General features: G+C 60.5%; 25 protein-coding genes. 16 read left to right on the forward strand and 9 right to left on the reverse strand.

Features of this window, described 5'->3' with window-relative positions:
• Positions 1-1167, reverse strand: coding sequence for an iron-containing alcohol dehydrogenase (locus AC1Q8Q_RS27970; protein WP_492598722.1), 1167 nt, complete (start codon positions 1165-1167; stop codon positions 1-3).
• Positions 1168-1323: 156 nt separating this feature from the next.
• On the opposite strand from AC1Q8Q_RS27970, the gene AC1Q8Q_RS27975 reads away from it, so the two are divergent.
• From AC1Q8Q_RS27975 to AC1Q8Q_RS27995, 5 genes are all read left to right on the forward strand, one after another.
• Positions 1324-2112: an SDR family oxidoreductase gene (locus AC1Q8Q_RS27975; protein WP_020796742.1), complete on the forward strand. Its 789-nt coding sequence runs from the start codon at positions 1324-1326 to the stop codon at positions 2110-2112.
• A 197-nt stretch (positions 2113-2309) separates the two neighbouring features.
• A complete protein-coding gene (locus AC1Q8Q_RS27980; protein ID WP_492598721.1) occupies positions 2310-3623 on the forward strand; it encodes an MFS transporter in 1314 nt (437 codons plus the stop codon).
• The gene (locus AC1Q8Q_RS27985; protein ID WP_492598720.1) at positions 3623-4729 is read left to right on the forward strand and encodes an NAD(P)/FAD-dependent oxidoreductase; all 1107 of its coding nucleotides are present in this window, start codon (positions 3623-3625) and stop codon (positions 4727-4729) included. The genes AC1Q8Q_RS27980 and AC1Q8Q_RS27985 overlap by 1 nt, the downstream gene beginning before the upstream one ends.
• Positions 4730-4737: 8 nt before the next feature.
• Positions 4738-4863 carry a hypothetical protein gene (locus AC1Q8Q_RS27990; RefSeq protein ID WP_492598719.1) on the forward strand — a complete coding sequence of 42 codons (126 nt, stop codon included), beginning with the start codon at positions 4738-4740 and terminating at the stop codon, positions 4861-4863.
• Between the two features lie 79 nt (positions 4864-4942).
• Positions 4943-5536 carry a DinB family protein gene (locus tag AC1Q8Q_RS27995; RefSeq protein ID WP_033044551.1) on the forward strand — a complete coding sequence of 198 codons (594 nt, stop codon included), beginning with the start codon at positions 4943-4945 and terminating at the stop codon, positions 5534-5536.
• Here AC1Q8Q_RS27995 and AC1Q8Q_RS28000 read toward each other — a convergent pair.
• Positions 5457-6377: a LysR substrate-binding domain-containing protein gene (locus AC1Q8Q_RS28000; protein ID WP_020796738.1), complete on the reverse strand. Its 921-nt coding sequence runs from the start codon at positions 6375-6377 to the stop codon at positions 5457-5459. The genes AC1Q8Q_RS27995 and AC1Q8Q_RS28000 overlap by 80 nt on opposite strands.
• A 179-nt stretch (positions 6378-6556) precedes the next feature.
• On the reverse strand, positions 6557-7459 hold the full coding sequence (locus AC1Q8Q_RS28005; RefSeq protein WP_020796737.1) for a LysR substrate-binding domain-containing protein: 903 nt from the start codon (positions 7457-7459) through the stop codon (positions 6557-6559).
• A gap of 115 nt (positions 7460-7574) precedes the next feature.
• Here AC1Q8Q_RS28005 and AC1Q8Q_RS28010 point away from each other — a divergent pair, with 115 nt between their 5' ends.
• From AC1Q8Q_RS28010 to AC1Q8Q_RS28020, 3 genes are read left to right on the forward strand one after another with little or no spacing between them, the layout of a single operon-like run.
• On the forward strand, positions 7575-8591 hold the full coding sequence (locus AC1Q8Q_RS28010; protein ID WP_020796736.1) for an aldo/keto reductase: 1017 nt from the start codon (positions 7575-7577) through the stop codon (positions 8589-8591).
• Between the two features lie 2 nt (positions 8592-8593).
• On the forward strand, positions 8594-9391 hold the full coding sequence (locus AC1Q8Q_RS28015; protein WP_033044549.1) for an SDR family NAD(P)-dependent oxidoreductase: 798 nt from the start codon (positions 8594-8596) through the stop codon (positions 9389-9391).
• Positions 9392-9419: 28 nt separating this feature from the next.
• Positions 9420-9830 (forward strand): SRPBCC family protein, encoded by a 411-nt coding sequence (locus AC1Q8Q_RS28020; RefSeq protein ID WP_033044548.1) that lies wholly within the window; start codon positions 9420-9422, stop codon positions 9828-9830.
• Positions 9831-9946: 116 nt separating this feature from the next.
• Here AC1Q8Q_RS28020 and AC1Q8Q_RS28025 read toward each other — a convergent pair whose 3' ends face one another.
• The gene (locus tag AC1Q8Q_RS28025) at positions 9947-11341 is read right to left on the reverse strand and encodes a sensor histidine kinase (protein ID WP_020796733.1); all 1395 of its coding nucleotides are present in this window, start codon (positions 11339-11341) and stop codon (positions 9947-9949) included.
• Positions 11319-12002, reverse strand: a complete 684-nt coding sequence (locus AC1Q8Q_RS28030; RefSeq protein ID WP_020796732.1) for a response regulator transcription factor — start codon at positions 12000-12002, stop codon at positions 11319-11321. The genes AC1Q8Q_RS28025 and AC1Q8Q_RS28030 overlap by 23 nt, the downstream gene beginning before the upstream one ends.
• A gap of 278 nt (positions 12003-12280) precedes the next feature.
• Here AC1Q8Q_RS28030 and AC1Q8Q_RS28035 point away from each other — a divergent pair, with 278 nt between their 5' ends.
• Positions 12281-13210 (forward strand): hypothetical protein, encoded by a 930-nt coding sequence (locus tag AC1Q8Q_RS28035; protein WP_042955307.1) that lies wholly within the window; start codon positions 12281-12283, stop codon positions 13208-13210.
• Positions 13211-13434: 224 nt separating this feature from the next.
• Here AC1Q8Q_RS28035 and AC1Q8Q_RS28040 read toward each other — a convergent pair whose 3' ends face one another.
• Positions 13435-14046 carry a glutathione S-transferase gene (locus AC1Q8Q_RS28040; RefSeq protein WP_020796730.1) on the reverse strand — a complete coding sequence of 204 codons (612 nt, stop codon included), beginning with the start codon at positions 14044-14046 and terminating at the stop codon, positions 13435-13437.
• A gap of 364 nt (positions 14047-14410) precedes the next feature.
• Between AC1Q8Q_RS28040 and AC1Q8Q_RS28045 the strand changes: the two genes are divergently transcribed.
• The 3 genes from AC1Q8Q_RS28045 to AC1Q8Q_RS28055 all read left to right on the forward strand — a co-directional run bounded on the left by AC1Q8Q_RS28045 (position 14411) and on the right by AC1Q8Q_RS28055 (position 17031).
• Entirely contained in the window at positions 14411-14815 is a 405-nt protein-coding gene (locus tag AC1Q8Q_RS28045; protein ID WP_007935965.1) for a TraR/DksA family transcriptional regulator, read from the forward strand.
• A gap of 609 nt (positions 14816-15424) precedes the next feature.
• Entirely contained in the window at positions 15425-16648 is a 1224-nt protein-coding gene (locus AC1Q8Q_RS28050; RefSeq protein WP_492615780.1) for a methyl-accepting chemotaxis protein, read from the forward strand.
• Between the two features lie 173 nt (positions 16649-16821).
• The gene (locus AC1Q8Q_RS28055; protein ID WP_432668313.1) at positions 16822-17031 is read left to right on the forward strand and encodes a hypothetical protein; all 210 of its coding nucleotides are present in this window, start codon (positions 16822-16824) and stop codon (positions 17029-17031) included.
• Between the two features lie 2 nt (positions 17032-17033).
• On the opposite strand, the gene AC1Q8Q_RS28060 is transcribed toward AC1Q8Q_RS28055, so the two are convergent.
• From AC1Q8Q_RS28060 to AC1Q8Q_RS28070, 3 genes are all read right to left on the reverse strand, one after another.
• Entirely contained in the window at positions 17034-17273 is a 240-nt protein-coding gene (locus tag AC1Q8Q_RS28060; RefSeq protein WP_020796726.1) for a DUF2789 domain-containing protein, read from the reverse strand.
• A gap of 140 nt (positions 17274-17413) precedes the next feature.
• On the reverse strand, positions 17414-17644 hold the full coding sequence (locus AC1Q8Q_RS28065; protein WP_008064250.1) for a hypothetical protein: 231 nt from the start codon (positions 17642-17644) through the stop codon (positions 17414-17416).
• Positions 17645-17793: 149 nt separating this feature from the next.
• Entirely contained in the window at positions 17794-18042 is a 249-nt protein-coding gene (locus AC1Q8Q_RS28070; protein WP_080725390.1) for a hypothetical protein, read from the reverse strand.
• A 409-nt stretch (positions 18043-18451) separates the two neighbouring features.
• Between AC1Q8Q_RS28070 and AC1Q8Q_RS28075 the strand changes: the two genes are divergently transcribed.
• The 4 genes from AC1Q8Q_RS28075 (at position 18452) to AC1Q8Q_RS28090 (ending at position 20801) form a co-directional block, all read left to right on the forward strand.
• On the forward strand, positions 18452-18922 hold the full coding sequence (locus tag AC1Q8Q_RS28075) for a hypothetical protein (RefSeq protein WP_020796723.1): 471 nt from the start codon (positions 18452-18454) through the stop codon (positions 18920-18922).
• Positions 18922-19125 carry a hypothetical protein gene (locus AC1Q8Q_RS28080; protein WP_020796722.1) on the forward strand — a complete coding sequence of 68 codons (204 nt, stop codon included), beginning with the start codon at positions 18922-18924 and terminating at the stop codon, positions 19123-19125. Before AC1Q8Q_RS28075 ends, AC1Q8Q_RS28080 begins: the two co-directional genes overlap by 1 nt.
• Positions 19126-19243: 118 nt before the next feature.
• Complete coding sequence (locus AC1Q8Q_RS28085; protein WP_083349327.1) at positions 19244-20257, forward strand: ABC transporter substrate-binding protein; 1014 nt, start codon at positions 19244-19246, stop codon at positions 20255-20257.
• Between the two features lie 106 nt (positions 20258-20363).
• Positions 20364-20801 carry a DUF3995 domain-containing protein gene (locus AC1Q8Q_RS28090; protein WP_033044544.1) on the forward strand — a complete coding sequence of 146 codons (438 nt, stop codon included), beginning with the start codon at positions 20364-20366 and terminating at the stop codon, positions 20799-20801.
• Positions 20802-20930 lie beyond the last annotated feature (129 nt).

Genomic DNA, 20930 nt, shown 5'->3' on the forward strand with positions numbered 1-20930 from the left:
TCAGGAATGAAGGCCGTGGAAGGCGTTGCCGATGATCCGCTCGATGTCGGAAGCCTGGGTCAGGCGCGGGTTGACCAGCACGTTGCCGCTGCGCATCGAGTCGCTGACCATTTGCGGCATGTAGTCCAGGTCCACCCCCAGGTCCTTGATGTTGTCGGGAATGCCGATGGCCTTGTTCAGCGCCATCACGTGCTCCACCACTTTGTGACCGGCATGGGCGGGGCTCAGGCCGCTGACGTCTTCGCCCATGGCGATGGCGATCTCGCGGAACAGCTCAGGGCAGGCCGGCAGGTTGTATTCGATGACGTAGGGCAACAGCGTCGCGTTGGCGATGCCGTGGGGGATGTTGAACACGCCGCCGAAGGTGTGGGAGATCGCATGCACGTTGCCCAGTTTCGATTGGGCGAAGGCGACGCCGGCGAGGAACGAACCGAGCAACATCTGCTCCCGGGCGTGCAAATCGGAGCCGCTGAAAAAGGCTTTCGGCAGGTGGGAGCAGATCATCTTGATCGCTTGCAGGGCCAGGGCCTGGCTGACCGGATTGGCCTGCTTCGAGACGTAGGATTCGATGGCGTGGGTCAGTGCGTCCATGCCGGTGGCCGCGGTGATCGACGGCGGCAGCTTGAGGGTCAGTTCGGCGTCGAGAATCGCCAGTGTTGGAAACAGTGCCGGGCTGATGATCACGGTCTTGAACAGGGTTTTGGTGTTGGTGAACACCGTGGACGCCGTGCACTCGCTGCCGGTGCCCGAGGTGGTGGGAATGGCAAAGATCGGCAGGGGCGGGTGCAGCAGTTTGTCGTAGCCCTCGTAGTCGAGAATGTTACCGGGGTTGGTGGCCATGGCCGCGACACCCTTGGCGGTGTCGATGCTGCTGCCGCCACCTACGCCGATCACCGCGTCGCATTCGTGGTTTTTCAGGAAGGCTACGGCGCGCTCCAGCACATCCGTGGTGGGGTTGGGTTCGACGCCGGCAAACACTTCGTAGCCAATGTCACGCTCGGCCAGCGAGGCGAAAAAACTCTCCATCACTCCCGATGCCATCAAGCCTTCGTCGGTGATCACCAGCAGTTTTTTTCCAACATGGGGCTTGAGCAATGCGCCGGCCTGACGCGCCAGGCCGTTGCCGCTTTTCAAGGTTGTGGGGAAATAGAACTGGAACGGGTTCATGTGTGTCTCCGGTTTCTTATTGGGTCCCGAAACAGTAATGAGCACCGCCGCCTGTCGATAATGAAAAGACCTGATTCAGCGATCACCCTTTGTCATCCCCCGAGTGGCGGGTGCACGGTGGTAACGTGAGCCTTTCCAACCGTCAGGAGCATCGTCATGGATTTGGGTATTTCGGGGCGCTGGGCCATCGTCTGCGCCGCCAGCAAGGGCTTGGGCCTGGCCTGTGCGCGGGCCTTGGCGAAGGAGGGCGTGAACCTGGTGATCAATGCCCGTGGTAACGACACCTTGCAGGCGGCGGCCACTGAGCTGCGCACTCTGGCGCCGAACATCGAAGTGCGCACAGTGGCCGGGGACATCAGCACACCTGAGGTGCGCGCACAGGTGCTGGCGGCGTGTCCGCAGGTGGATATCCTGGTCAACAACGCCGGCGGGCCGCCACCGGGGGATTTTCGCGACTGGCAGCGCGAAGACTGGCTCAAGGCGCTGGATGCCAACATGCTCACGCCCATCGAGCTGATCAAGGCCTGTGTCGATGGCATGGCCGAGCGCGGTTTCGGACGCATCGTCAACATCACCTCAGGCGCCGTGAAAGCGCCGATCGATGTGTTGGGGTTGTCCAACGGCGCCCGCAGTGGCTTGACCGGTTTCATCGCCGGGCTGGCGCGCCAGGCCCGCTTGGCCGGCAACAACGTCACCGTCAACAACCTGCTGCCGGGGCCGTTCGAGACCGAACGGCTGCACAAGACCCTCAATGCCGCCGCCGAAGCCAAGGGCGCCAGCGTCGAAAGCATCGCCGAGCAACGGCGTAAAAACGTCCCGGCCCAACGCTTCGGCCAGCCCGATGAGTTCGGTGCTTATTGCGCATTCATTTGCAGTGCCCAGTCCGGTTTTCTCACTGGGCAGAACCTGTTGCTCGATGGTGGCAGTTACCCGGGAACGTTCTGACTAGTCTTCCGGTTTGGTGTTGACTCATCCGGCCCCTTCGACTTGCCCGCGAAGAGGCCATTGATCCAACACAAATCCTTCAGGCATTTCCAGGGGATGACATCCGGTGATCCCCCAATCAGATCCCATCATTATTCAGCACTCGGGGGCGTGATTAGAGTGGGGCCGCTTGTTCCACAACAATAAGAGCGCCCCACATGAACAATCCGAGTGCCGAAAGCCTGGCGTTGCCAGCAGCAAACGCAACGATGCGTGCCACCAACGTGCGCTGGCGAATTTTCCTCATCATGTTGTTGCTGACCGCGATCAACTACATCGACCGCGCCTCGCTGTCGGTGGCGTTGCCGCTGATATCCAGCGAGTTCCAGATCCCGCCGGCCCTCGAGGGCCTGATGCTCAGCGCGTTTTTCTGGTCCTACGCCTTGATGCAGATCCCCGGCGGCATGCTGCTGGATCGATTCCATACCCGCCGCGTCATCGTCGTTGCGACGGTGGCCTGGGGCGCCTTCCAGGCCCTGGCCGCCGGGGCGCATAACTGGATCACCCTGTTGCTCACCCGCATGGGCCTGGGCATTGCCGAGTCGCCGATCATGCCCGCCGGCGCCAAGCTCAACGGCGCGTGGCTGACGCCCAACGAACGCGGACGTGGCGCGGTACTGGTCGACGGCGGTGCGCCGCTGGGCAGTGCCTTCGGCGCGATCATCATTGCCGGGCTGATCGGCTGGTTCGACTCCTGGCGCATCGCGTTCGTGATCGCCGGGGTCGGCACCATGCTCGCCGGCGTGCTGGCCTGGAAGTACATTCGCAACCACCCCAGCGAACACCCCGGCGTCAATGCCGCGGAACTGGCGCACATCACCGAGGGCAACGCCACGGTCAACAAGCCCGGCGCGGTCACCAGCATCCCGTTCAAGGAACTGCTCAAGGACCGTTCGGTGCTGGCGATGTTCGCCGGTTACTGCTGCATCCTCAGCGTGTTCTACGGCCTGCTGACCTGGATGCCGAGCTACCTGCACCAGACCCACGGCCTGAACATTTCCGGCATGGGTGGCGCGACTTTCCTGATCTTCATGTGCGGCTTCGTCGGCGAACTGGTCGGCGGCTACCTGGGAGATAAGTGGAAATCCAGCGGCGCCTCGCCCAACCTGGTAATGCGCAGCATGTTCAGCGGTTCGGCACTGGTGGCGGCGCTGTGCATGCTGGGAACGGCGTACGCCTCCGAGGCCAGCCAGGCGATCGGCCTGCTGTGCGTGGCGATGTTTTTCATTCGCTGGTGCGGCATGTACTGGTGCATTCCGTCGATCCTCGGCGGCACGTCGAAAACCGGTGTGCTGGCCGGCACCATGAACTTCTGCGGCAATATGGCGGGGGTGATCGTGCCGATCCTGATCGGTTTGATCGTGCAGTTCACCGGCTCGTATTTCCTGGTGCTGATCTTCTTCGTGGTCATGGCCATGCTGCTGGCGATATTCTCCAGCCTGATCGATTACCGGGAGCGAGGGCTGGCTTGATGAGCGTTGATGTCGACTGCGTTGTGGTCGGGGCTGGTGTGGTCGGGCTGGCGGTGGCCAGGGCCCTGGCCATGGGCGGACGCGAAGTGATCCTGGTCGAGGCCGGCGAAGGGATTGGCGTGGGTATCAGTTCACGCAATTCCGAGGTGATCCACGCCGGTATCTATTACCCCAGTGGCAGTCTCAAGGCGCGGTTGTGCGTGGAGGGCAAGCAACGCCTTTACGCCTTCTGCGACGACCACGGCGTCAATTATCGTCGGCTGGGCAAGCTGATCGTCGCCATCGATGATGCGCAGCGTGTGACCTTGCAGGGTTTGCTCGAGCAGGGCCGGCGCAATGGCGTCGATGACCTGCAATGGCTGGAGGCCGGTCAGGCGCGGGCGCTGGAGCCTGAATTGTCCTGTGTTGCCGCGCTGTGGTCGCCATCCACCGGCATTGTCGACTCCCATGGCCTGATGCTGGCGTTGCAGGCCGATGCCGAGGCCTTGGGCGCATCGCTGGCCTTTCACACGCCGCTGTTGTCGGCGCGCTGCAGTGAACAGGGTTTCGAGTTGCACATGGGTGGCGCCGAGCCCATGACCTTGAGCTGCCGCGAGCTGATCAACTGTGCGGGATTGTCCGCGCCGGAAGTGGCAAGCCGAATCGCTGGCCTGCCAACGCAATACGTTCCCCAGGCGCGATTGTGCAAGGGCAGCTATTTCAGTTTCAGTGGCCGCGCGCCGTTCCGCCATCTGGTGTACCCGGCACCGGAAAGCGCCGGGCTGGGTGTGCACATGACCCTAGACCTCGCTGGTCAGGCGCGTTTCGGGCCGGATGTGGAATGGGTCGACAGGGTCGATTACCGCGTGGATCCAGCCCGGGCCGACGACTTTTACGCGGCGATCCGCCGTTACTGGCCGGGCTTGCCGAATGACAGCCTGCAACCGGCCTATAGCGGCATTCGCCCGAAAATCAGCGGCACGAACGAGCCGGCCGCCGACTTTCGCATCAGTGGCCCCGCCGAGCATGGCATTCCCGGGCTGGTCAATCTGTTCGGCATCGAATCACCAGGCCTGACCAGTTGCCTGGCGTTGGCCGCGCACGTGATGAACACCCTGCACCTGTAGGAGCGAGCATGTCGAATCGTCGCACCGTCGCGATGGTCGTCAACGATGACGCTGGCTGGCTGACACCCAACGCAGTATTCGAGTCCATCGCGAGCATGCTCGCTCCTACAGGTAAAGGTAAAGGTGCAGGGTGACCGATAATCAGTGCCCGCACCGCAACGCGCAGATAGCGCTATCCTTGGAAAATGTGCTCTTCGCCATCGGAGACATCTGATGATCAACGTACGCACTGCCCGCATGCTTGCCGATTACAAACAATGGGCCAACCAGCGCCTCTTCGATAACCTGGCGCTATTGCCACCCGGCGAAGTCGAAAAAGAACGCGCCGGGGTCTTCAAGAACATGATTGGCACACTCAATCACATCTATGTGGTGGACCGTATCTGGCAGGCTCACCTCGAAGGCCGAGGGCACGGCTTCAAGACCTCCCATGAACTGGTACATCCTGAACTGGCGGTGCTGCGCCTGGCGCAACAGGACGTGGATCGCTGGTACTGCAACTGGAGCGCAAGGCAGACCGATGCCTCGCTGGACAAACCCTTGAGGTTCACTTTCGTTTCCGGCGAAAGCGGCACCATGACTGCCGGCGCGATGCTGATGCACGTGGTCAACCACGCCAGCTACCACCGTGGCTGGGTGATCCAGATGTACTTCGAGATCCCGGCCATGCCGCCGATGACGGACATGCCGATCTACCTGCGCGAGACCGACCCGCACTTCAACGCGCTCAATGCCCCGGCAGTGGCGCCGACATGTGCTCCACTATTCGCGAGCGCAACCAACGTTCTGCCGGATCGTTATCGTTGACGCCGTTCCAGACCATGGACAGTTCGGACAGGTTGATCTCGAACGGTGGGTCGTCGGCACGCAACAGGCTGCTGCCCTCGATCAGCGCGCAGGCGGCGTAATCGGGCACCGAGGCCAGCATGTCGGTACCCGCCAGCAGGGCGCGCAGGCCCGAGAACTGCGGCACTGCCAGCACCACGCGGCGGGAGCGGCCGATGCGCGCCAGGTCATTGTCGATGGCGCCGCTCAAGTCCCCGGAAAACGACACCAGCGCGTGGGGACGCTCGCAGAATTCATCCAGGGTCAGGGGGCCGGGCTTGTCATCGCCACGCAGCACCTTGACGCTCAGGTCCCGTAGCTTTTTGCGTTTGGCGTTGGCCGGCAGCTCCGTGGTGTAGCTGATGCCGACGGAAATCTCACCGCTGGCAAGCATCGACGACATCAACAGGTAATTGACCCGGCGCACCACCACCACGACATTCTGCGCTTCTTCGCGAATCTGCTTGAGCAGCGGCGGAAACAGGCCGAACTCGGCATCGTCGGACAGGCCGATGCGAAACACATCGCGGCTGATGGACGGGTCGAAATCCTTGGCCCGGCTCACCGCCCCGGAAATGGTGTCCATGGCCGGTTGCAGCTCCTTGAGAATCACCAGCGCCCGCGGCGTCGGCTCCAGCACCCGGCCGTTACGCACCAGCAGCGGGTCGTCGAACAGATCGCGCAACCGCGCAAGTGCCGCACTGACGGCAGGCTGGCCGAGGAACAGCTTCTCGCCGGCCCGAGTGAGGTTCTTCTCGAACATCAGCGTTTCGAAAATCACCAACAGGTTCATGTCCACGCGTCGTAGGTCGTTGCGGTTCATGGTGCAGGCTCGCTGGGGTTGGGAACCTTTTCAGTAAAGCACCAAACCTTGTAGGAACGAGTTTGCTAGCGAAGACGGCAGGCCAGGCGACTTGAAGGGTGTATTTCGCGGTTTATAGTTTTGAGGCCGCTTTGCGCCCTGACGGGGATAAATCCCCTCGCCACACAGAGATTTCGGCCCTATGCGGGCAACGGCTCCGACTCCGTCAGCACCTTCCTGAACGTCTCCACCAACGGCCGCAGATTGATCCGGTGCCACGCCGCCCACAATGGTCTGGTGAGGGCAATCCACGGCACTTCCCGCAGTACCACGCCCGGGGGGGCGTTGCGGCTCAAGCCTTTCTGAATCATGGCGATGCCCAGTCCTGACGCTACCAGCGCCATCGCAGTGAAAGGGCCGGTGGCTTCCATACGGATATCCGGGGTGAAGCCTGCGCGGATGCAGGCGCTGACGAAGTTTTCGCGACTGCTGACATTCTGGTGGTGTTGCACGCCAATCCACTCCTGATCGGCGAGATCTTGCGGGGTCAGCACGGTCTTTCGGGCCAGCGGATGGTGCTCGGGCAGTGCCAGCAGCATAGGGTCGTCCAGCACCTGGAAACCCAGCAGGTCAGGGTCGTCATCGGTCGGCGGCTCACTGACCAGGGCGATATCCAGACTACGCTGACGCAGGCCTTCGAGTTGTTCGGCGGAGCTCTGGTTGTACAGCGCGATGTGCACGTTCGGGCGGCTTACACGCAGCACGCGCAAGGCATTGGGCAAGACGCCGGCGTGCATGGCGTTTTCGATGTAGCCGATGCACAGGCCGCCTTCTTCGCCACGCCCCAGGCGTTTACCGAGGGATTCCAGGCGGTTGGCGTGGGTCAGCAGGGCGCGGGTTTCGGCGAGGAAGGTCTGGCCGTCGCGGGTCAGGCGGATGCGTTGCTGGCTGCGCTCGAACAGGGTCAGGCCCAGGCGTTCTTCGAGCTGGGCGATCTGCCGGCTCAGGGGCGACTGGGAAATGTGCAGGCGTTCGGCGGCGCGACCGACGTGTTCTTCCTCGGCGACGGCGACGAAGTAGCGCAATTGACGGATGTCGATCATGTAAGACCTCCAAGGACTCAAGTGCTGCATATTATGTCTTGGACGGTCCGATGGTCGCAATCTAGGATCTGCTCAACGGTCACCACCTGACCACTGAACTGATGAGGATCTGAATATGAGCTTGAAAGACAAACTGCCCGGCGCACTGGGTTTCGGCACTGCACCGCTCGGCAACATGTTCCGCGCCATTCCCGAGGAAGAAGCGCAAGCCACCGTCCACGCCGCCTGGGATGCCGGTGTGCGTTATTTCGATACCGCGCCGTTCTACGGTTCGGGCCTGTCGGAAATTCGCCTCGGCCAGGCGCTGTCGCGCTACAACCGCGATGACTATGTACTGAGCAGCAAGGTCGGCCGGGTGATTCTCGACGAGGTCGAAGACGCCGCCGCTCGCGATTTGGGCGAGAAGAGCGGGGTGTTCGAGCATGGTCGCCCGAACAAGATCGTCAACGACTACAGCGCCGATGCGACCCTGCGTTCGATCGAAGACAGCCTCAAGCGCCTGCAAACCGATCGCCTGGACATCGTCTGGGTGCACGACATCGCCCAGGACTTCTACGGCGATCAATGGCTGGAGTACTTCAACCAGGCCCGTACCGGTGCGTTCAAAGTCCTGACTCGCTTGCGTGAAGAAGGCGTGATCAAAGGCTGGGGCCTGGGGGTGAACAAGGTCGAGCCGTGCGAATTGACCCTGGATCTGAGCGAAGCGCAACCGGACGGTTTTTTGCTGGCGGGCCGCTACACTCTGCTCGACCATGATCGTGCCTTGCAGCGTCTGATGGACGCGGCACTGGCGCAGAACGTCGAGATCGTGGTCGGCGGTCCGTACAGCTCGGGGATCCTGGCCGGTGGCGCGCACTTCGAATACCAGAAGGCCAGCCCGCAGATCATCAATAAAGTCGAGCAGATCAAGCGCATCGCCGCTGCCCACGGTGTCAGCATCAAAGCGGCTGCTTTGCAGTTCTCCCTGGCCAACCCGGCGGTGGCGGCGGCGATTCCAGGTGCCAGCCGTCCTGAGCGCATTGCCGAAGATATCTCGGCGTTGGCGGAGGTGGTTCCAGCCGCTTTCTGGCAGGACCTGCGTGACGCCAGGCTGGTCTCCGAGCGTGCCCCATTACCCATCATTGGAGCTTGAGCATGAAAATCGATCTGAGTGGAAAACTGGCGATTGTCAGCGGCAGCACGGCCGGCATAGGCTTGGGGATCAGCAAGGCGCTGGCCGAATGCGGCGCCACGGTGGTGGTGATCGGCCGCGATACGGCCAAAGTCGAGCAGGCGCTGGCGAGCATTCGTCAGCAAGTGCCCGGTGCTCAACTGCGCGGGCTGACCGCCGACCTGGGTACGGCTGAAGGCGCGGAAAAACTGTTCGCCGCCGAACCCCGTGCTGACGTGCTGGTCAACAACCTGGGGATCTACAACGACGTGGACTTCTTCGAGACCCCGGACAGCGAGTGGACACGTTTCTATGAAGTCAACGTGATCTCCGGTGTGCGCCTGGCCCGGCATTACGTGCCGGATATGGTCAAGCAGGGCTGGGGCCGCGTGATCTTCCTGTCTTCGGAATCCGGCGTGGCGATCCCCGCCGAAATGATCAACTACGGCGTAACCAAAAGTGCCAACCTGGCCGTGTCCCATGGCCTTGCCAAACGTCTGGCGGGCACGGGGGTGACAGTCAACTCGATCCTGCCGGGTCCGACCCTCACTGACGGCGTGGAGGAAATGCTCAAGGACGCCATTGCCGCCTCCGGACGCAGCGTTCGGGAAGAAGCCGACGCGTTCGTGCGCAAGGCGCGGCCGAGCTCGATCATCCAGCGCGTAGCGGATGTCGAGGAGGTCGCAAACCTGGTGGCCTACATTGCTTCGCCGCTATCCTCGGCCACCACTGGCGCCGCCCTGCGGGTCGACGGCGGTGTCGTCGACAGCCTGGCGATCTGAACCTTTTTGAATCTGGAGAGTATTTTTCATGGCAACAACCTCAGCATCCATCGACATCCCGGCCTCGGCCGATCAGGTCTGGCAATTGATTGGCGGTTTCAATTCGCTGCCGGACTGGCTGCCGTTCATTCCCAAGAGTGAGCTCAGCGAAGGCGGGCGGGTACGCAGCCTGCAAACGGCGGACGGCGCGGTGGTGGTTGAGCGCCTGCAAACGTTCGACAACGATGGCAAGACCTACAGTTACTCGATCTTGCAGGCGCCGTTTCCGGCCACTGATTATCTGGCGACGATCCGCGTTGAAGCGCAGGGGCAGGGCGCCCGGGTGACCTGGTCCGGTCGGTTTGAGCCGGTGGGTGTGAGCCATGAGGAAGTCGTGGCGTTATTCACCGGGATTTACCAGGGTGGTCTTGAGGCCCTGCGGGCGAACTACCCAGCCTGATCACTGATCGTTCCCACGCTCTGCGTGGGAATGCAGCCCGGGACGCTCCGCGTCCCTTTCGCAAGCTGGAACGCGGAGCGTCCCTTGAGGCATTCCTTTGCGGCGCGTGGGAACGATCATGCGGGGGTAATCAGACTCTCCCGACAATCGAGCACCAACCGCGCTCCACCCAACTCACTTGTCCCCACCTCCAGCGCAAATCCGTGCAAGCTGACAATCGCCGCGACGATCGACAGCCCCAAGCCGAAACCACTTTTCTGATTCCCCGCCTCGGCGCGGTAGAAGCGCTGGAACACCGCCTCGCGTTCAGCCTCCGCAATGCCGGGGCCGGAGTCGAGTACTTCGATGCGGGTATGCCCGTTCTCATTGACCCCACGCAAAATCACCTGGCCACCGGGCGGGGTGAATTTGATCGAGTTACTCAACAGATTGGCCACCGCTTCGAACAGCAGGGCGCGATCGCCATTGAGCGAAGGCAGCGATGTGGGCAGTTGCAGTTCAAACGTCAGGCCATCGTCCTCGGCCAATGGCAGATAAAACTCATGCAGTTCCTGTAGCAAGGACACCGCGTCCAATTGCACGAAACCGGACCGGCGCTGGCGATCCTCCAGTTCGGAAATCCGCAGCAGCCCGCGAAAACGCGCCATCAGGGTGTCGGCCTCGGCCAACACCGCGTCCAATTGCGTCGCTTGTGGCGAACCTTCGCCGGCCTGTTGTTGCATGCGGTAGAGCTGCGCGCGCAGGCGGGTCAGCGGGGTGCGCAAGTCATGGGCGATGTTGTCGCACACGCCCTTGACCTCGTTCATCAAGCGCTCGATGCGTTCGAGCATGGCGTTGACGATGGCGGCCAGCATGTCCAGTTCATCGCGGCGATTGGACAGCGGCAGACGCCGGGTAAGGTCCCCGGCGACGATGGCTTCGGCGCTGCCCTGGATCGCGCGAATCCGCCGTAGCGGTCGGCGGCGCAACAGGTGCCAACCAACGATGCCCGGCAAGATGGTCAGGGTCACGCCCCAGAACAAGGCATGGAGGATGATCCGGGTCACGGCAAACAACGAACCGTTGTCCCGCACCAGGATCAGCCAGCGACCATCTTTCGTCTGGGTTGCCACCGCGTCGCAGCTGTCGACGGGCAGGGTCGGGTCGTCGGACTCGGCGCAGTCGTTGAGCATGTGAATCTTGCCGTCCAGCGGCAGGCCTTTGGGAATGTGGCGCAAGGCGCCGCTGAGGTAACGATGTTCGGCATCGAACAGGCCGTAGGCGTCGATGCCGCGGATGTCGAAGGTCATGCTGACGGCAAGGGCGTCCGTCAGTTGATCGCCCTGGAAGTGCGAGAACAGATGCTGGCGTTGCATCAGCGAATGCTTGGCCAGGTTGTCGAGGTAAGCGGACACCTCGTAATACATGACCCCCATGAGTATCCCGCTCCAGACCACGAACAACGCACTGTAGAGCGCCAGCAGGCGACTGGTGGAAGAACGCCAGCCTTTAGACGGGTTCGGCAATGACATAACCCGAGCCTCGCACCGTTCGAATCAATGGAACATTGCCAGGTGGGTCGATTTTCTTGCGCAGGCGACCAATATGCACGTCGATCAAATTGGTGCCGGGGTCGAAGTGATAACCCCAGACCTCTTCGAAAATCATCATCCGCGAGAGGATCTGCCCTGTGTTGCGCATCAGGAATTCCAGCAGTTTGTACTCGGTGGGCAGCAGGGTGAGCAACTGGCCGTCGCGGCTGGCTTCGTGGCTGATCAGGTTCAGCTCCAGGTCTGCCACCCGCAGCGTGGTGGCCTGGGCCGTCACGGTGTTCTGCCGGCGCAGCAGGACTTCGACCCGGGCAGCCATTTCATCGGTGGCGAAGGGTTTGGTCAGGTAATCGTCACCCCCGGCACGCAAGCCGCGTACGCGCTCGTCGACGTCGGAAAGGGCGCTGATCATCAGGATAGGCGTGGCCACGCCCATGGTGCGCAATGTGGTGACAATCGCCAGGCCGTCGAGTTCGGGCAGCATGCGGTCGAGGGTGATCAGGTCATAGTTGCCGCTGACCGCACGCTCAAGTCCCTCTCGACCGTTGTCGACCCAATCGACGTCGAGCCCGTGGCTGCTCAGTTCGGCGACAATTTCCCGTGCGGTCACGGCGTCGTCTTCGATGGTCAAGATGCGGGTCATAAGGCTGGCCTGATTAGGTATTCACAACGTAGTGCAGCATTTTGCCAAGAAATGATCGAAGGCTTACTAAATAAAAGTTCATGGACACATCCATCGTCGTTTAATGCATAAAACCCGCTGCGACCAGCCGTTCATTGCAAATTGCATGGAACTGGGAAGTTCAAAGTTTCTAAATCTCTGAAACAAAAGGATTTATTGAAAATCCGCGACTGGCACGGTGACTGCAATTGCTCCTTCGAGACTTGTAACACCATCTTTCTGCCTGGAGCGATACAACAATGAATAGATCCTCTGAGGGTTTCTATCCCGCCACGGATGAATCGAGCACAGTGTCGGGCGTGTCCTGGGGGGCGATTTTCGCCGGGGCCGCGGCGGCGGCGGCGTTGTCGCTGATCCTGGTACTGCTCGGATTCGGCCTGGGGTTTTCGGCAGTTTCGCCGTGGGCCAATGAAGGCATGAGCGCCAAGGGCTTGGGCATATCGACGATTGTCTGGCTGGCTGTCACGCAAATCGTCGCTTCCGGCGCCGGTGGCTATATCGCCGGCCGGCTGCGGGTGAAGTGGGCTTACATGCATGGCGATGAAGTTTATTTCCGCGATACCGCCCACGGTTTTCTCGCCTGGTGCGTGGCGACGCTGGTGACGGCCACGTTGGTCGCCGGTTCGGTCAGCAGCATCGTCAGTGGTGGCGTGCAGGCCGGGGCGCAGGTCGCCGGTGGCGCCGCCACTGCCATGACAGCAGCGGCGGGCACCGCGGCAGCCAACACTGACAGCGATCAGTACGGCTACTACATCGACAGCCTGTTTCGTAATGACCAGCCGGCCGCCCTCAGCGACGACGCCGCCCGAGGCACAGTGACGCGCATTTTCGTGCGCTCACTGAAAGACGGTCAGCTGGCCGCTGAAGACCGTACTTACCTGGCACAACTGGTGGCGCAACGGACCAACCTGCCCCAAGCGGACGCCGAGCGTCGTGTCGACGAAGTCTATGCCCGCACGCAGAAAGCCGTGGCGGACGCCAAGCTGGCTGCGCAACAAGCTGCTGATACCGCCGCCAAAGTCGCTGCCATGACCACCTTGTGGATGTTTGTTGCGCTCTTGGCCGGTGCGTTCTTCGCCAGCCTTGCAGCAACATTTGGAGGTCGTCGTCGGGATGCCGTGGTGTATGTGGAAACCGACACTTATGTGAACACCACACCTGTTCGCTAACTCAGGAGAATCATCATGCGTTCATTACTGCTGTTCTTTCTCGGCATACCGATCCCGATCATCATTCTGATCGCGTTGTTTACATGAACTGATAGTTCCTGGCCTCGTGCCTGTGCCGCTTCTGCCTTTTTGGCAGAAGCGGCGTTTTTGCTGGTGGATGTAAAGGTGTGGAACGCACCTGTAGGAGCCGGCTTGCTGGCGATGCGATGGTGGCCGTAACGCCGTCAGTCAATCGGCGTGTCGATAAACACCTCAAGCCCCTCGGCATAGCGGGTGAACGCAGCGATTTTTGGGAACCGCTCAACCGGAACCTGATCCGGCACCACATACTGGGTAAAGCTCCACGCAACAGCGAGGGTAATACCAGCCTGGTCAATCGAGCCGTCATTTTTCAGCGGCTGCTTTTCCAGCTCTCGTTCCAGCGCCGAATAGGCGGCTGCCAATTGCCCCTCGACCCGTTCAACCCAAGGCTCGTATTGAATCTCTGCCGGGCGTAGGTTGCGTTCATAATAAAGCTGCACCGACTTTTCGCTGGCAGCCAATGCCAGGCCAATCAGGCGCAGTGACCGCAGGCGATGTTCGATACCCGCAGGCATCAAGCTGCGATCCGGGCCGGCCAATGCCTCCAGATAATCGATGATCAGCGTCGAATCCATCAACACTTCACCGTCATCCAGTATCAGGGTCGGCGCCTTGACCACCGGGTTGATTTGCCGAAATTGCTCGAAGGTCCTGAACACCGACACCGATTCGTGCTCCAGGGCGATGCCCAGGCGCTTGGCAGAAATGGCGACGCGTCGCACGTAAGGTGAATCCAGCATGCCGATCAGCTTCATTTAACCGCTCCTTGAGATAGCCATTACGCGAGCGACAACCTTAGCTGAGCCCGGTCGACCTGCAAACCGGGGCATGCAGCTCAGCGGTTTGTCTTTTATATAAGCTTCGCAGGATTGAATTTCTTGCTATAAACGCACTCCGATATCCGCCTGGATGCCTGTCTTAGAGCATTTTCGAGGCTTTGTCGGACAAATTCGCTGTCTTTTCAGTTGCTGAGGCCTCAAGTCGGCCTTAGACTGCCGCCCCTCGTAAATTGAGTGCCGGGTGGCGCTTGGTATAAACGGCGCCTTTGCGATGACCTTCGATGGTCCGCCGCAACGCTCCCTAATTCGCCTTAATGCACGTTTTTTTATAGAGATATCAATGACAAAGGACAAGTTGCTGGCCATGCCGGCGGATGACTACATGAATGCCGAGCAACATGCTTTTTTCTCTGAGCTGTTGCAAAACATGAAAGTCGAAACCCATGAGCGCATCGAACAGAACCGCATCGCCATCGAAAGCCTGGACACCCCAGCCGACCCGGCGGACGCCGCTTCCGTTGAAGAAGAGCGCACTTGGCTGGTGAACGCGATCGATCGTGATCAGCGCATGCTGCCTCAGTTGGAACAAGCCCTGGAACGCATCAAGGAAGACAGCTTCGGCTGGTGCGATGACAGCGGCGAGCCTATTGGCCTCAAGCGCCTGCTGATCAGCCCGACCACCAAGTACTGCATCGAAGCTCAAGAACGTCACGAGCAAATCGACAAGCACCAGCGTCAGGCCTGATTCTGTTGGGCAGCCCACTTAACCTGGGCTGCCTGGAAAAGATCGCAGCCGTCGGCAGCCCCCTGTAGGAGCTGTCGCAGGCTGCGATCTTTGCTTTTCGACGCCTGCACAATCCCCCCGAACTTCTATTGATCCACTGCAACGTCCCCGACTAAAGGCTCATGGATAATGGCCTTGTGCTGGCGTTTAATGCGAAGACAACAACTAGAAATTGGCGGGGTGAAAAAGATGACGAGAGACGGATCTCGGGTGGCGGCCGTGCCTGCACCCACGCTTTTGCCGAAAAACCGCTGGTTGACGCCGACACTGCAAAGCATCGCCCTGATGCTGCTGTTGTGTGGCATTACCCTGGGCGGCTGGCCGCTCTACCTTGGCCTGACTCTGGCCGTGTTGATCATCTGGCTGCCGCGCCTGCGCTCACGCGCAATGCCTGAAGTCGCGCCGGTCGATACGTCCGGCACACTCTCGGCGTTAACCCGCGAACTGTCCTACACCACCAGTCATAACGCTTTGTCCGCCGCCGGCGTGGCCTTCTCGGTCAAGCAGCTGGCCGACAAGTTGCAGTCGCAACTGGGGGCGGCAGCACAAATCGTTGGCAATGCCGAAGTCATGATCGCTACCGAGCAGGCCACCTCGGCCCTCAGTCACCAGGCCCTGAGTGCCGCGAGTGAAGCGCATCAAAGCGGCGTGGCAGGGCGTACCGAGTTGATCGAGTCCATTGCCCGCATGCACCAACTCAGCCAGCGGGCCAATAACAGCCGTGAGCTGATCGAAGCCCTGAGCCTGCGCAGCGATGACATTCAGCGGGTCACATTGGTGATCCAGTCCATTGCCAGCCAGACAAACTTGCTGGCCTTGAACGCGGCCATCGAAGCGGCGCGGGCCGGAGAGCACGGTCGTGGCTTTGCGGTGGTGGCCGATGAGGTGCGCGGGCTTGCCGCGCGCACGGCCACGGCCACCGGAGAAGTCGGCGACATGGTGGCCGATATCCAGCAGCGCACTGCACAAGTGGTCGAGCAGATCCGCCAGTTGTCCAGCGACCTCGACACCGGCGTAGGCCAGGTCGAACAGACGGGCCAGCACCTGGACAACATTGCTCGCCTGGCTGCCGGTGTCGAAAGCCAGGTCGGGGCAATCGCTCGCGGTGCCGAAACCAACCGCGAACAACTCGATAGCCTGTTTCACGCCATCGAGCAGATGCGCAGCGACCTTGCGATCAGTGACCAGCAGACCCAGCGCCTGGCCTTGGCAGCGGTGCAGATGGAAGGCCAGGCCGAGACCATCAGCGAGCGCCTCGCCGAAGTCGGCCTGGATGACTATCACCAGCGTATCTATGACCTCGCCCGGGAAGGCGCGAGCCAGATTGCCGCGCGCTTCGAGGCAGATATCGATGCGGGGCACATCAGCCTCGAAGACCTGTTCGACCGCCATTACCAGGCGATTCCCGATACCCACCCGGCCAAATACCGAACGCGCTTTGATCGTTACACCGATCAGGTCCTGCCGGCTATCCAGGAGCCACTGCTGCCACGCCACGAAGGCCTGGTATTCGCCATTGCCTGCACCCAGCAGGGCTACGTGCCGACGCATAACCAGGCGTTCAGCCAGCCACTGACCGGCGATATACAGCACGATACCCTGCATAACCGCAGCAAACGCAAATTCGCCGACCGAACGGGGATCCGCTGTGGCAGTCATCAGCAGGCCGTGCTGTTGCAAACCTACACCCGCGATACCGGAGAGCTCATGCACGACCTGTCAGTGCCGATCATGCTCAAGGGCCGTCATTGGGGTGGTTTGCGCTTGGGCTACAAGCCGGAAAACCCTCGATAATGTTCAAGCAATCTTCAGGCAAGAAACAAACCTGTGGAGAGGGGGCCCGATGATGGCGGGCGATTGTTACAATTTTGGTAACTAAGCTGTACAAAGTCGATATTGTTTTCGCGCCTGCGCTGTCGTTACCATAACTGTATTAGTTAGGTTGCTAACGGAATTGGAGGCGCAGCATGCACGGTAAAGTTGATGTCGCGGTCATGATCGGTAGCGGAGTACCCGCCAGTTTGCGGGCGATGGGGAAAAGCATCTGCTGGGTGGTGCTGCTCAATGGCGAACGCCGTGGCACGGCCTATTCCAGTCGCAATGAAGCCGAAGAGTGCAAGGCCGCCTGGCTGGCGCAATTGCGCGCCGAAACGCCAGGCAACCTGCACTGTGCCTGATCTTAGTGAACCTGATGCATGCGCAGGTTCAGGTCGTCGACCACTCGCGCCCAGTCGGCGTCTTCACGCAGTTGTTCTTTGAGGAAGCCTGCCTGTTGGGAGGTCCAGAACTCGGCATCAATGAGTTTTTTGTCTTGGGGCAGGGGGGAGTGGCTGGCAATGAAATCGTCAATGGCTTTTGGGCTGGAATCCAGCCCGAGCTGGTCGAACAAGCCTTTCAGGTCGTGGGTCGGTGATTCCATCTTGATCTCCTTGCAGGTCATCGGTCGTGTCGAGTGATAGAGATGAAGAACGTCTCTGCTGCATCTGAGGGAGCCGTGCTTCATTAAGTTCGCAAACGATGTTCCAACGCAGCAGTGAGCATAGACCGCAATGGCGCGTGTCAGGTTTTCAAGGCGCCTGCATCGACGGCCGCCTTCAGTTCCTTGGCCGACTCCTGCGCGGCGAGGGCGGCGATGTCGGAGGACTTGAACCAGCGATCTTTCTCAACCTGATGATAGGTCACGGTTTTCAGCGGTGGCTTGGCGCGCATCACGATCACGGCCTGGAACTCGCCGTCGATCTCTCTGGCTTCGCCCCTGATGAAAAACTCGCCGATATCAAATTCCGTCACGTTACAGCCTTCCCATGAAATTGTTGTTTAACGCGCCCGCCACGGGAAGGCGCGCTTGATTGGTCGGGGAGTATGGCAGTAGTTGGAGGCCGGCGGCTGAGTAAAGTCGCCGGCTTGACAAAACCTTCCGGGAAAACGGGATGAAAGTTTCACCTATGTGACTCGAGCGCGCGGGCGAGGGCGCAGGCCTGGTTATGATCGCCGCGGAAACCTCTTACGTGCCCCGTGGAAGTTTCTTTGATATGAAAGAAGGCGATACCCGCCAGAACCACGTGAAATCGTGGTGGCGAGGGGCAGTGAGGAGCGGCTTCGGTCGCAAGGAACAAGGCGGGGTGCAGGGAAGGTGGGGTGTTGGAGTAAGATGCCTGGGGATGGGCAAAGTGTGTCAGTGTGCACATGTGAAGTCCTTTTCTTGGGTTTGCCGACGTAATGTACGTCGTTATGGGTAGTCTCGGTGAGCATCGCTGCTCTAGAATCAGCGTCACTGGTGGGTGGACAAGGCTTATCTAAAGCAATTTCTGGCTGGCGATATGTAAGAAAAGTGCTTTTTTATAAGAGTTTTTTCCCTAAAGTTGATAGTCCGTATTTCTCTGGCGGTTCCAAGGGCGTTTTCCTTCAGCCTTTGTCGAATGCCGGGCGAGACGACGTGAGCAGCATCCAGTAATCTGCTCAAGCTTCGAGAGGGATGAGCGCTCTGCGCATCCAGGATCTCAACCCGGGTTATCTGGCTTCACCTCGGCATTGCCGCTTTTTTGGCCGTGCGCTTTTTTCGCGTGCGGCGTCATTTTCAGATGTGGGGATGTTTCCTTGGCAGTAAGTAATCTCGATATGCATGCTTTGTTCGTGCTGGGCGATTTGCGCGCAAAGCTGGTTAAACAGTTTCAGTCACGTTTTGTTTACATTACCGAACAGAGCGCCGAAGGCATTTACATTGCCGAGATCGACACCGAGACAGCGCTCGTGGTGGACGATAAACCGGGGCTCAAACTTAAGGTCGGCGATCATTTCAGCGCGTCGGTGTTGCCCAGCCGCGAAGGCGGCAAACTGGAAATCAAGTTCCGCGACATCAAACTGACAGTCTATGGCCTGGGCGATTACGCCTTCGTGACCACGGCCGACGGCCAAGCTATCCTGTTCAAGGAAGGGCACAACGTGGTGACGGTATTCGCCGCCCACCAGCAGTTGCAGGAAGGCCTGACCAAGACCCTCAAGGCCGTGACCGGCAAGGCCGCCAAGTGGCGCAAGGGCGAACTGGTGACGTTCAAGGCCAGTGAATAGTGGTCCTGCCCCGTGCCGATTTCCACCAACAGCACCAGGCCCGTGCGCAAGCCGAGGCCCAGCGTCTGTTTGAGCAAAAGGCGGTCCTGCAGGGTGCCTGGCTGAACTGGGTGGCCTCGCAAATCTACGCGTTGCAACCTGCGGCGTACGCCAGCATGGTCAGGAGAGAGCTGGCCTGTCTGCAGCAATCCTGTGAAAAGTGATCCTCGTCCCTCGAAAGCAGGAACCTCTACTACAGTCAGTTGACTGAGTATTCAGAGGCTTTGCGGTCTTCTGCCAGGCCATCCTGCTATTGCTGTGAACAGCACGAGGTGCACAAGCATGAAAGGCATTCGCCGGTTGCTGGCCGCTGTCGTGGCCACGTTCGGATTGTTGGCGTCACCCGCTGCGGTGCTGGCTGCCAGCGCGCCGATCCACTTCGCCGACCTCAATTGGGAAAGCGGCAGCCTGATCACCGATGTCCTGCGGATCATCGTCGAAAAAGGGTATGGGCTGCCGACCGACACCTTGCCAGGCACTACCATCACCCTGGAAACCGCACTGGCCAACAATGACATCCAGGTCATTGGCGAGGAGTGGGCGGGGCGCAGCCCGGTCTGGGTCAAGGCAGAGGCGGAAGGCAAGGTCGTGAGCCTGGGCGATACGGTCAAGGGCGCCACGGAAGGCTGGTGGGTGCCTGAGTACGTGGTCAAGGGCGACCCGGCCAAGGGCATCAAGGCGCTGGCGCCGGACTTGCGCAGTGTCACCGACCTTCCCAGGTACAAAGACGTGTTCAAGGACCCTGAAGCGCCGAACAAGGGGCGCTTCCTCAACAGCCCTATCGGTTGGACCTCGGAAGTGGTCAACAAGCAGAAGCTCAAGGCCTATGGGCTCGATGACAGCTATGTGAATTTTCGCAGCGGTTCGGGAGCGGCGCTGGATGCGGAGATCAGCTCGTCGATTCGCCGGGGTAAACCGGTGTTGTTCTATTACTGGTCGCCCACGCCGCTGCTCGGTCGCTTCAAGCTGATCCAGCTGGAGGAGCCGCCCTTCGATGCGCAGGCCTGGAAAACCCTGACCGACGCCGACAACCCCAACCCGCAACCGACCCGATCGCTGCCCTCGAAGCTGTCTATCGGCGTGTCCACGCCGTTCCAGAAGCAGTACCCGCAGATTGCCGCGTTCTTTGCCAAGGTCGATTTTCCCATCGACGCGTTGAACAGGGCGCTGGCTGAGATGAGTGAAAAGCACACGCCACCGCGTCAGGCCGCCGAAGCGTTCATGAAGGCGCATCCGCAGGTCTGGAAGGCCTGGTTGCCCAAGGATATCGCGGACAAGGTGTCAGCCGCCTTGTAGGCGGCAGCCGCAAACGCGTTGGTCGGGTCGTTGGCATGAGCGCGTGCACGGCGAAAAAAGCCGACTAGGATGAGTCTGTTCAAATCCCTTTCAAGGATTTCAGACCATGACCTTCGTGTTGGCTCAATGGCTGGCGACGGTAATTGCGGCAATCGCCCTGGCACACGTGTATTGGGCGTTGGGTGGTAAATGGGCCGTCGTGGCGGTGGTGCCGCAGGTGCCGGTGGAGGGCGAAGCGCGATTGCAGCCGGCCTTCAAGCCCCGTGGCTGGATGACGATGCTGGTGGCGGCGGCGTTGCTGACCATTGCCCTGTTGGTGTGCTTGCGGGTTGGCTGGTGGCTGCCGCAGGTGGATCATCGCGGGTTGCAGTGGGTGATCAGCGCCATTGCGCTATTGCTGTTCGCCCGGGCGATTGGTGATTCGGAACTGGTGGGGTTTTTCAAGGAGGTCAAGGGGTCGCGGTTTGCCCGCTGGGACACTTGGGTTTATTCGCCGTTGTGTGTGGTGCTGGGGGCTGGGTTGTTGGCGGTGGCCTGGGTCTAAGATGAAAAATCGCAGCCGACGGAGTACATATCCATTCCTGCGGTAACGGCCACCTATGGTTTCGCCCTTACGGCGAGTCCCTTTTTCAAACGCCAAAAAGGAACCAAAAGGCTTTGCCCCACCACTCGG

This window comes from Pseudomonas sp. GW823-FHT06B06, from assembly GCF_058795195.1.

Bases quoted from the DNA above. Each gene is read 5' to 3' on its own strand.
- AC1Q8Q_RS27970 (WP_492598722.1), bottom strand. From the start codon at position 1,167: ATGAACCCGTTCCAGTTCTATTTCCCCACAACCTTGAAAAGCGGCAAC.
- AC1Q8Q_RS27975 (WP_020796742.1), top strand. From the start codon at position 1,324: ATGGATTTGGGTATTTCGGGGCGCTGGGCCATCGTCTGCGCCGCCAGC.
- AC1Q8Q_RS27980 (WP_492598721.1), top strand. From the start codon at position 2,310: ATGAACAATCCGAGTGCCGAAAGCCTGGCGTTGCCAGCAGCAAACGCA.
- AC1Q8Q_RS27985 (WP_492598720.1), top strand. From the start codon at position 3,623: ATGAGCGTTGATGTCGACTGCGTTGTGGTCGGGGCTGGTGTGGTCGGG.
- AC1Q8Q_RS27990 (WP_492598719.1), top strand. From the start codon at position 4,738: ATGTCGAATCGTCGCACCGTCGCGATGGTCGTCAACGATGACGCTGGC.
- AC1Q8Q_RS27995 (WP_033044551.1), top strand. From the start codon at position 4,943: ATGATCAACGTACGCACTGCCCGCATGCTTGCCGATTACAAACAATGG.
- AC1Q8Q_RS28000 (WP_020796738.1), bottom strand. From the start codon at position 6,377: ATGAACCGCAACGACCTACGACGCGTGGACATGAACCTGTTGGTGATT.
- AC1Q8Q_RS28005 (WP_020796737.1), bottom strand. From the start codon at position 7,459: ATGATCGACATCCGTCAATTGCGCTACTTCGTCGCCGTCGCCGAGGAA.
- AC1Q8Q_RS28010 (WP_020796736.1), top strand. From the start codon at position 7,575: ATGAGCTTGAAAGACAAACTGCCCGGCGCACTGGGTTTCGGCACTGCA.
- AC1Q8Q_RS28015 (WP_033044549.1), top strand. From the start codon at position 8,594: ATGAAAATCGATCTGAGTGGAAAACTGGCGATTGTCAGCGGCAGCACG.
- AC1Q8Q_RS28020 (WP_033044548.1), top strand. From the start codon at position 9,420: ATGGCAACAACCTCAGCATCCATCGACATCCCGGCCTCGGCCGATCAG.
- AC1Q8Q_RS28025 (WP_020796733.1), bottom strand. From the start codon at position 11,341: ATGTCATTGCCGAACCCGTCTAAAGGCTGGCGTTCTTCCACCAGTCGC.
- AC1Q8Q_RS28030 (WP_020796732.1), bottom strand. From the start codon at position 12,002: ATGACCCGCATCTTGACCATCGAAGACGACGCCGTGACCGCACGGGAA.
- AC1Q8Q_RS28035 (WP_042955307.1), top strand. From the start codon at position 12,281: ATGAATAGATCCTCTGAGGGTTTCTATCCCGCCACGGATGAATCGAGC.
- AC1Q8Q_RS28040 (WP_020796730.1), bottom strand. From the start codon at position 14,046: ATGAAGCTGATCGGCATGCTGGATTCACCTTACGTGCGACGCGTCGCC.
- AC1Q8Q_RS28045 (WP_007935965.1), top strand. From the start codon at position 14,411: ATGACAAAGGACAAGTTGCTGGCCATGCCGGCGGATGACTACATGAAT.
- AC1Q8Q_RS28050 (WP_492615780.1), top strand. From the start codon at position 15,425: ATGATCGCTACCGAGCAGGCCACCTCGGCCCTCAGTCACCAGGCCCTG.
- AC1Q8Q_RS28055 (WP_432668313.1), top strand. From the start codon at position 16,822: ATGCACGGTAAAGTTGATGTCGCGGTCATGATCGGTAGCGGAGTACCC.
- AC1Q8Q_RS28060 (WP_020796726.1), bottom strand. From the start codon at position 17,273: ATGGAATCACCGACCCACGACCTGAAAGGCTTGTTCGACCAGCTCGGG.
- AC1Q8Q_RS28070 (WP_080725390.1), bottom strand. From the start codon at position 18,042: ATGTGCACACTGACACACTTTGCCCATCCCCAGGCATCTTACTCCAAC.
- AC1Q8Q_RS28085 (WP_083349327.1), top strand. From the start codon at position 19,244: ATGAAAGGCATTCGCCGGTTGCTGGCCGCTGTCGTGGCCACGTTCGGA.
- AC1Q8Q_RS28090 (WP_033044544.1), top strand. From the start codon at position 20,364: ATGACCTTCGTGTTGGCTCAATGGCTGGCGACGGTAATTGCGGCAATC.